General features: G+C 33.3%; 11 protein-coding genes and 1 pseudogene. 9 read left to right on the top strand and 3 right to left on the bottom strand.

From position 1 onward, the window contains the following. A partial coding sequence (locus ACGLXV_RS01615; RefSeq protein WP_391557240.1) for a cold-shock protein occupies nucleotides 1-114 on the top strand: 114 nt, incomplete at its 5' end. A 256-nt stretch (nucleotides 115-370) separates the two neighbouring features. Here the strand turns inward: ACGLXV_RS01615 and ACGLXV_RS01610 are convergent. Beyond that, nucleotides 371-805 (bottom strand): S1 domain-containing RNA-binding protein, encoded by a 435-nt coding sequence (locus ACGLXV_RS01610; RefSeq protein ID WP_391557236.1) that lies wholly within the window; start codon nucleotides 803-805, stop codon nucleotides 371-373. A 400-nt stretch (nucleotides 806-1,205) separates the two neighbouring features. Between ACGLXV_RS01610 and ACGLXV_RS01605 the strand changes: the two genes are divergently transcribed. Beyond that, a complete protein-coding gene (locus tag ACGLXV_RS01605) occupies nucleotides 1,206-1,391 on the top strand; it encodes a DUF2187 family protein (protein WP_119708521.1) in 186 nt (61 codons plus the stop codon). Between the two features lie 328 nt (nucleotides 1,392-1,719). Here ACGLXV_RS01605 and ACGLXV_RS01600 read toward each other — a convergent pair. Further along, nucleotides 1,720-1,917 (bottom strand): annotated as a pseudogene (locus ACGLXV_RS01600) (alpha/beta fold hydrolase); the annotation flags it as partial. Between the two features lie 606 nt (nucleotides 1,918-2,523). On the opposite strand from ACGLXV_RS01600, the gene ACGLXV_RS01595 reads away from it, so the two are divergent. From ACGLXV_RS01595 to ACGLXV_RS01565, 7 genes are all read left to right on the top strand, one after another. Next, entirely contained in the window at nucleotides 2,524-3,207 is a 684-nt protein-coding gene (locus ACGLXV_RS01595; RefSeq protein ID WP_391557239.1) for a response regulator transcription factor, read from the top strand. A gap of 5 nt (nucleotides 3,208-3,212) precedes the next feature. Further along, nucleotides 3,213-4,556: a sensor histidine kinase gene (locus tag ACGLXV_RS01590; protein ID WP_391557235.1), complete on the top strand. Its 1,344-nt coding sequence runs from the start codon at nucleotides 3,213-3,215 to the stop codon at nucleotides 4,554-4,556. A gap of 46 nt (nucleotides 4,557-4,602) precedes the next feature. Then, complete coding sequence (locus ACGLXV_RS01585) at nucleotides 4,603-5,001, top strand: PepSY domain-containing protein (RefSeq protein ID WP_391557234.1); 399 nt, start codon at nucleotides 4,603-4,605, stop codon at nucleotides 4,999-5,001. 219 nt (nucleotides 5,002-5,220) lie between these two features. Then, nucleotides 5,221-5,337, top strand: coding sequence for a DUF2187 family protein (locus ACGLXV_RS01580; protein ID WP_391557233.1), 117 nt, complete (start codon nucleotides 5,221-5,223; stop codon nucleotides 5,335-5,337). Between the two features lie 135 nt (nucleotides 5,338-5,472). After that, nucleotides 5,473-6,564 (top strand): PQQ-dependent sugar dehydrogenase, encoded by a 1,092-nt coding sequence (locus tag ACGLXV_RS01575; RefSeq protein WP_391557232.1) that lies wholly within the window; start codon nucleotides 5,473-5,475, stop codon nucleotides 6,562-6,564. An 82-nt stretch (nucleotides 6,565-6,646) separates the two neighbouring features. Continuing rightward, a complete protein-coding gene (locus ACGLXV_RS01570) occupies nucleotides 6,647-7,405 on the top strand; it encodes a cytochrome P460 family protein (RefSeq protein WP_391557231.1) in 759 nt (252 codons plus the stop codon). Between the two features lie 59 nt (nucleotides 7,406-7,464). Next, nucleotides 7,465-8,145, top strand: a complete 681-nt coding sequence (locus tag ACGLXV_RS01565; protein ID WP_391557238.1) for a DUF4405 domain-containing protein — start codon at nucleotides 7,465-7,467, stop codon at nucleotides 8,143-8,145. 34 nt (nucleotides 8,146-8,179) lie between these two features. On the opposite strand, the gene ACGLXV_RS01560 is transcribed toward ACGLXV_RS01565, so the two are convergent. Beyond that, nucleotides 8,180-8,335: TetR-like C-terminal domain-containing protein (locus ACGLXV_RS01560; RefSeq protein ID WP_391557237.1), on the bottom strand; the 156-nt coding region annotated here is incomplete at its 5' end.

Below are 8,335 nucleotides of genomic sequence, written 5' to 3'. Positions count from 1 at the left end.
TTCTCAGCTATCCAAGGCGAAGGTTTCAAATCTTTAGACGAAGGTCAAGCAGTTACTTTTGACGTTGAGCAAGGTCAACGTGGAGCTCAAGCAGCTAACGTGCGTAAAGCTTAATAATAAAACTAACGAGAACAGGCTCTTTTTAGAGTCTGTTTTTATTTTTTTCATACAAAGATCCCCACTCACTGAATGAGCGGGGCACAATGAAAGCAAGTAAATCAAATGGTAAACAAAGTGTATCACATAATCACGAATTCACCTAATTATGTTTGAACGACCTAAAGCTATAAAAGATAAAATAAAGAAGGCAAGCCAGTTATTATAGAGGCTTACCTTAATTATGTTATGAAATTTTAATAATCAGGGTACGTTATCCCCGTCTCCCGCCTCTACCACCCTGCTTTGCTCCAGTGTTCCGTTTGAGAGTAGACAAATTCTCTTCACTAGTCTTTAGAAAACGAGCCATTTTATCTTCAAAATTTTCCTTGGGTTTGAAATTGCCTACTGAACGGCTTTCACCTCTTCCTTGTCGTAGAGGGCGTTGTGAATAAGAAGAGGTTTGTTCTTCGGGTCTATCAATAGCTTTTTTGATAGACAAGGCAACTTTTCCGTCTTTCTCACTAATCACTTTTACTTCAATCAGATCGCCTACTTTGAGGTGGTCATTAACGTCTTTTACATAGCTATCTGCAACCTCACTGATATGAACTAGACCTGTTGAGCCTCCCGGTAATTCTACGAAAGCTCCGAAATTAGTGATACCTGTTACTTTACCTTGTACCTTGCTTCCTACTTCGAATGACATAAAAATTATATTCCCCCTCAATTTTGTTATAAACACTTTATTATAACAAAATTTTGAGTGAAATAATAACTGAAGCTATTTTCCCTCCATCTTTTCATATTCCTCCTCATCAAACACGGGGAATGATTTTCAGTTAATGAAAAAGATAAATAAATGGGGCAAGAGTTAAAGAAACGGATCGTTGATACTGCCTTTTTCTTCAACAAAAGGGGCAGCATTCCTGTTATAAATAAATATAAGCTACAAGTTTGTGAACAGATATACTTAAATAATAGGTGGCTATTGTTAAACAAAGGGTTGCTACGGCAGCCTTCTTTTTTTCGCAATAACTACAGTTTGTATTTTAATTGTTCCTGCATTTTTTTATCCTTGCTGAAAATAATAAGATCGGGGTGATAAAATGGCAACTGCTAAAATCGGGGACAATATATTATTTAAGCGTGAAGGGGAAAGCTATAAAGGAAATGTTACGGTTGTAAGAGAAAATTCTGTCATTGTTGAGTACGGATACAATAAAGAAAAAAACCAACCACTTACAACCATAGTCAATCATAAAAATTATAAAATTACTAATGAAGCTTTGTGAAAAAAATACTCATAGTAAAAGGGGCATTAATCCAAGAAGGAATGATGCCCCTTTTATGTTAAATTTACTTATTGAACAAAAGAGCCAGTTTAGCTTGAAAATAAACTTCCCCAAAAATGAAATAGTTCAGAATGTCCTGAAAATCAGGATCGGTAGCATATGTTGAGGTACTCCATCTCCGAATAGCTTTTTGAATGTTTCCTCGCTTTTTTCAATCGGTCCATATTTACACTCCTCGATATAATAAGTCCTTTGAGTTCTGATTCATTCTGTTTGAAAAGTCTCGCCATTGATGAGGTTTCTCCGTTCGACTTTGAACACACTAAAATCAATTTTTCAACTCGTTCAGGGGCTTTAAATGCAACTCCTTGTGCAATATAGCTACCCACATTGATATTCCAAGGATATAGGCTTTATTTATTTTAAGGTAATCCATGAGTGCAATTACATCTTGCACGTGGTTTTCCAGAGTGAAAGTTGATGGTTTTTCAGATTTCCCATGTCCTCTTGAGTCTAAGGCAATAACATGAAAATTGTTTTTTAATTATACAAATTAACACCATTTACAAGTGCTTTTGGCATTTCGCTTCCCCTCCTGTATAAAACATAGGTAATAGTTTAGACGAATTCTCATTTTAAAATTTTATTAGTGTTGTACATAGGTAACAGACTTCCTTTCTCGTTTTATCGAAAGCGGTTACAAGTGTTACTTAACCCTTGCTATACAAGCATAAATTGATTCCTAAACATAATTATAAAAGGTAATATCTTACATTCAATGGTTAACTGAAAACAGTGTGTTGTTTAATGAACAAATCAATAGAAATTGTTCATTAAATTAATAAATTAATTATCAAACATAATTTTGAGAAAAAAATTGATTAAATATAATAGTCATTTTTAGTTAACTTGTTCAGTAATCAACAAAAAACCGTAATTTGATGATTGAAAGTATATGTTATGATTTTATACTTATAAACAAATGTTGATTTTTATATTAAACAAAACACTTTTTTTGATTTTAATTGTTCACTAATGAGCAAGTTTATTTTATTGGAAGGGGGAGTAGATTGTGTCAATATCTAAAGACCTTTTAGCTGGTATAAATATAACAGGAGATTTTAAGGAATTCATCCCAAATATTTTGATTATTGAAGATGAAGCAAAAATCTCTAGAATTATAAAACTTGAACTCGAACATGAAGGATACAAAGTTAAAACAGCAGAGACTGGAATTGATGGCCTTGAACTATTTAATAATCAGCAATGGAACCTTGTGTTATTAGATATAATGATTCCCGAGATAAATGGTATGGAAGTTCTTCGAAGAATTAGAACTTCTGGAGATATGACACCCATAATTTTACTCACAGCAAGGGATTCTATTTACGATAAAGTTAGTGGACTTGATCATGGAGCCAATGATTATATTACAAAACCCTTTCAGATCGAAGAGTTGTTAGCAAGAATTAGAGCTTGCCTACGAATAAACCAAATAATGGAGAAAAAAGGAGAAGAGCAAATTTTAACTATTAATGATTTGAAAGTAAATCAAAATACTAGAGTTGTGACTCGAAATTCTATAAATATAGATTTAACACCGCGTGAATTTGATTTACTTATCTATCTGATAAAGCATCAAAACTATGTTTTGAGCCGAGAGCAAATTTTAACACAAGTTTGGGGTTTTGATTACTATGGTGAGACTAATGTTGTAGATGTTTATATTAGCTACTTGCGTAAGAAAATTGATGATTCTTTCTATTCTCCCCTTATCCATACAGTCCGTGGTGTTGGATATGTTTTAAAGGAGTAATGTTCTTGAGTATTCGAAGTAAAATCCATTTATATTTAACCGTTTCAGTGCTCTTGATTAGTATTTTAATTAATACGGCAATTTACTTTTTATTTTACTCAATAACTACGAACGATAAATTAAATCATGTAAGACTGCAGGCAGAAAATATTGTCGAGGTATTGAAACCTGTCACTAATGAGAGTAATATAACCGATATTTTGAATTCTCGATTACCATTAAATGGAATGATTCGTATTATTAATGAAGAATCAAGTTCTATCATAACAATTACAGAGGTAACAGAATTAGCAGATAGTAAGCCTAAATTTACTAATACACAAACAGTCGCAATTAAATCAGTTAATAGTAAAAAGTACGCAGTTTCAAGTTTTCCCATGATATGGAACGATGAAAATATTATGATGTTAGAAGTTACAGCAAGTTTGGAATCTTCATATGAAAGTTTAAAAATATTAAGGATCGTGCTCACTATGGCTTCACTTATTACTCTTATCCCTTCATTTATAGCGGGTAGAATGCTTAGTGAAATTTTCTTAGAACCAATCAATTCGATGATTGAGACAATGGAGGAAATTCAAAGGAAAAGCATATTTAAAAAACTGGAGTTAAAAACACAATCACAAGATGAATTATACAAATTAGGTAGTACGTTCAATAAAATGATTGATTTTCTAGCACAAAACTTTGAAAAGCAACAACAATTCGTCTCTGATGCTTCTCATGAATTAAAAACTCCACTAACGGTTATTGAAAGCAATGCGAGTATGCTTAAACGATGGGGAATGAATAATCAGGAGTTATTAGAAGAATCTGTAGATGCAATCTACTCAGAAGCAATCCGAATGAAAGAAATGACAAAGCAAATGCTGATGCTTGCAAATCATGAAGGGGAATTGCAGATAGATTTAGAAAAAGTAGACCTTGTTTCACTTTGTAGGGAGACAAGTAAACTGCTCGTGAATACTTATGGTCAAAAAATCTCTGTAAACACTCCGAATGATAGTGTTATAGCAATTGCGGATAAGAAAAAAATGAAGCAACTATTGTTTATATTAATTGATAATGGCTTAAAATACAGTACCTTACCAATTGAAATACGTGTTGGATATAAGAAAGATCATGCATTTTTCACAGTACAGGACTATGGGATTGGTATACCTGAAGAAGATATCTATCATATTTTTGATCGTTTTTATCGTGTAGATAAAGCTAGAAATCGGGAATCCGGGGGAACTGGGTTAGGTTTATCTATTGCAAAACAGATTGTCGATTCTCATGGAGGAAACATTAGTGTCGTTAGCAAATTGGGGAAGGGAACAAGTTTTACTGTTACTTTACCGATTTAAGGTGTTTTATTAAAAAATAATGACTAAGGTAAATAGGTGAAACGGAATGAACCTTAAAAAAGTAGTTTTTCTCTTATTATTTCTAACCGTTATGTTCCTTACTATAGAAGTACAACAAATTTTGGGAGATAGAGAAGACAGGATGTTAACAACTTCAGAAATAAAAAGTAGTATTCACTCAAAATACTTAGGAGATATTGGGAATATTAAGCTTAATATGAATTCAGAAGAATATATGTACATTGTTAATTTGCATAGTCAGAATAGCAAATACAACTTGAAGGTAGATGCATACTCAGGAGAAATTTTATATCTAGATAAAGTAGCATCTGAAAATTTAGTAACCGTGGGAAATCAATCAATTAGTTTTGTTAATGGTAAAGCGTCATTAGATAGAAATAGTTTAAACTGTTCAAATAAGATAAGCAAAATTAAGAAGAGTTAAATAGTAAATAGAATATAACAGAGAAGGAAGAGCCTAAGAACCAAAGGCTCTTCCTTTTTTAACATAATAAAATCTAATCAATTTTTAATCCTTTTATAATTTTAATCTAATCTAAAAAGCATAATCTGATACTAAAGGTGAAATAAAGAAATTTAGACATAACTTTAAATAAAGAGATAAAAGAAATAAGAGAAAAAGGGTGAAAAAAATGGGAGAGAATTGGAACGCTCAGTTATTATAGAAATTGCACAGGAAGATGCTGATAAAATTGAGTCACCAAGTATTCTAACAGTTGTTCACCATAATAATTATAAAATTTTACATGAGGATTTATAGGAAGAACCTTCTTGGCTCTTCCTTTTTTGATGTATACAATCTCTAATCAAATTCTAATCTTTCTATAATTTTTTTCTAATTTATTTTGTTTATGATGAAATCATACTAACAAAATTAGAGGTGGCAGGATTAAGGATGAAGAAGAACTTAGGAATTTATATAATATTATCTTTCTTACTTGTTGGTTGTTCGTCAACTGAACAACAAAACTCAGAAGATTTCCAGCAAAATGTTCCCAATGTACAAAATATTGAAGATAGAGAAGTGATTGCAGAAAATCTTGAGGCTCCTTGGTCTATAGCGAAATATGAAGATACATTCTATTTAAATGAAAGGTCTGGGTCCATTGTAAAAATAGAAAATGGACAAATGGACAGACAAAAGGTAGAACTCGATGAAGACCTTTCGGCAACTTCAGAGGCAGGATTATTAGGTTTTGTACTCGATCCTAACTTCTCTGAACTGAAACTAGCATATGGTTATTATACTTATGAGGACGGATCTGAACAATTTAACCGAATTGTAACACTTCGTTTGGTAGATAACGTTTGGAAGGAAGAAGATTTACTACTTGATAAAATACCTGGTAATTCTTGGCATGATGGAGGTCGACTTAAGATTGGACCTGATGGAAAGCTTTATGCAACAGTAGGTGATGCCTATGAGCAGAGTATAGCACAAGATTCTACTTCATTAGTGGGGAAAATTATAAGAATGAATCTTGATGGCTCCATTCCGAGTGATAACCCGTTTCCTAATTCCTACACTTATAGTTATGGTCATCGCAATCCTCAAGGAATCACATGGTCGGATGACGGAACGTTTTATGCAAGCGAACATGGGAATGATGCAAATGATGAGGTTAATCAAATAGAAGCCGGACAAAATTACGGCTGGCCGATTATTGAAGGTAATGAGGAGCAGCAAGGAATGGTTACACCGCTATTTACATCTGGTGAAGAAGATGAATCAACCTGGGCACCATCTGGAATGGACTTTTATAATAATAATTTGTACGTTGCAGCTTTAAGAGGGTCGGCTGTTTTAGAATTTGACCTTGAAACAGGTCAACATCGTGAAGTAATAACTGGTCTAGGAAGAATTAGGGATGTTCTAATTGAAGATAACTATCTTTATTTTATTAGTAATAATAGAGACGGTCGCGGTAATCCTCAAGAGAATGATGATAAGCTATACAGAATTTCACTTACAGATTTAAATCAATAGATTATTTATATAGCTTTTCCTAATTGATAAAAAAGTATGGTTCCAAGTAGTACTCGGATTTGAAATTTGGAGGTAGAAAATTATGAAATTAAGATTAATACTGCTACTTACATTGTTCCTAATATTCACACTTACTGCATGTAACAATAATGACGATAATACAATGGTCTTTGAGTCCCAACGGGAGCAAGAGGAGGGCACTGAGTCCGATCAGGGTCAAGAGTTCGCTGAAATTGGGAGTGGGGCGAACCTTGTTAAATTCCCTGAAGATCTTGAAGAAGGGATCATTTTTGCTACTTATGATCGAGGAGATATACATGAAGATATTTATGTAAATACTCAAGAAGCGATAGAAGCAGTACAAAACGGAGAGGAGTTTCCGAGCGGTACAGTTATTACTCTTGTAGGATATAAGGATGGAGAGCTTGAACATTATTTAGTGATGGAGAAGCGGACCGGCTGGGGATCTCAGTACTCGCCTGAAGAACGTAATGGGGAATGGGAATATCAGCATTTTACTCCTGACCGAGAAGTGGCCGAAGATAATATTGGCCGTTGCTTTTCATGTCACGCAAATCAAGAAAGGGATGAATATATAAATTCATTAGATCAAATGAAAGAGTTTGATTTAGAGGAGCTTGCACAATCAAAGAACAGCAGTACAGAAACCTCATTTGCGGCTATCCCAACAAAAGATTGGAAGGTAACAGAAATATCTTCTCATTTAATAGAGTCCAAGGATGTAAGTAAAGAAAAAAATAGTTTAATAGAAGATCAGAATAAAACGGAAAAAATTAATGAAATTCTTTTGAAGATGTATTTAGAGCAATTTAAAAGCTAATGGATTTGTTCTAATTAAAGGACTGCTATTCGTAGAAAGAGGTGCATGTATTGAATCGAATGATGATATTTAGACTGGTAAATGATCTTGCAATGACCGTTCTCATGTTATTAGCAATGGCTTACTATCTTACCGGAAATACCATTCATGAATTTATTGGGGTTACGGTATTTGTACAGTTTATTGTACATAACTTATTAAATAGAAAATGGTATAAAGCAATTTTAAAGGGAAAATATAATTTTCGACGAATTTTACAACTTGGAATCAATTTACTTTTTCTTGCAACTATGTCTGTAATGATGATAAGTGCTGTATTCATTTCTAGCGATCTATTTTCATTTATTATAATAAATAACGACATGACGCTAAGACAAATACATGTTCAAACTGCCTATTGGGGATTTATCATCATGGCAGTTCATATAGGATTATCGTGGGAAATCATCATCAGCTCTGCACGTAGGATGACAGGAATCACAGGTAAAAGCCGTATCCGCACTATTTTATTGCGTGTATTGGCTGTCTTAATAGTTTTTTACGGTGTTAATTCTTCCTTTGAGAGAGAAGTAGGTTCTAAGCTATTAATTTACAATCCGTTTGGTTGGTACACAAATGACCAATCTTATATAGGATTCTTGATTGATCACTTATCCATCATGGGAATCTATATTTGTGGAACACATTATGCACTAAAAATAATACAAAGACAGGAACAAATTAGAAATAGATGGATTTAAAAAACAGAGCAGGTGTCCCTGCTCTGAAAAAAGATTATACTATTCTCTCTAGTAAATCCCCCACATGTTTTGCCATTGCACGTGGTGGATATGGCATTCCATTCTTTAACCACCATTCCACTAAACCTACGTATGCATTTGCCACAAATTGAACAAGTACTTCTTCATTTTGACCTGCATTTTTCCCTTT

This window comes from Robertmurraya sp. (assembly GCF_036676585.1).
Taxonomy (GTDB): Bacteria; Bacillota; Bacilli; order Bacillales; family Cytobacillaceae; genus Robertmurraya_A.
Note: the sequence above shows the minus strand (reverse complement) of the source record. Positions and strands in the feature narration are given on the sequence as shown.

Excerpts from the sequence above, each read along its gene's own strand:
- ACGLXV_RS01610 (WP_391557236.1), bottom strand. The coding sequence starts at position 805 with ATGTCATTCGAAGTAGGAAGCAAGGTACAAGGTAAAGTAACAGGTATC.
- ACGLXV_RS01575 (WP_391557232.1), top strand. The coding sequence starts at position 5,473 with ATGAAGAAGAACTTAGGAATTTATATAATATTATCTTTCTTACTTGTT.
- ACGLXV_RS01565 (WP_391557238.1), top strand. The coding sequence starts at position 7,465 with ATGATGATATTTAGACTGGTAAATGATCTTGCAATGACCGTTCTCATG.
- ACGLXV_RS01585 (WP_391557234.1), top strand. The coding sequence starts at position 4,603 with ATGAACCTTAAAAAAGTAGTTTTTCTCTTATTATTTCTAACCGTTATG.
- ACGLXV_RS01570 (WP_391557231.1), top strand. The coding sequence starts at position 6,647 with ATGAAATTAAGATTAATACTGCTACTTACATTGTTCCTAATATTCACA.
- ACGLXV_RS01605 (WP_119708521.1), top strand. The coding sequence starts at position 1,206 with ATGGCAACTGCTAAAATCGGGGACAATATATTATTTAAGCGTGAAGGG.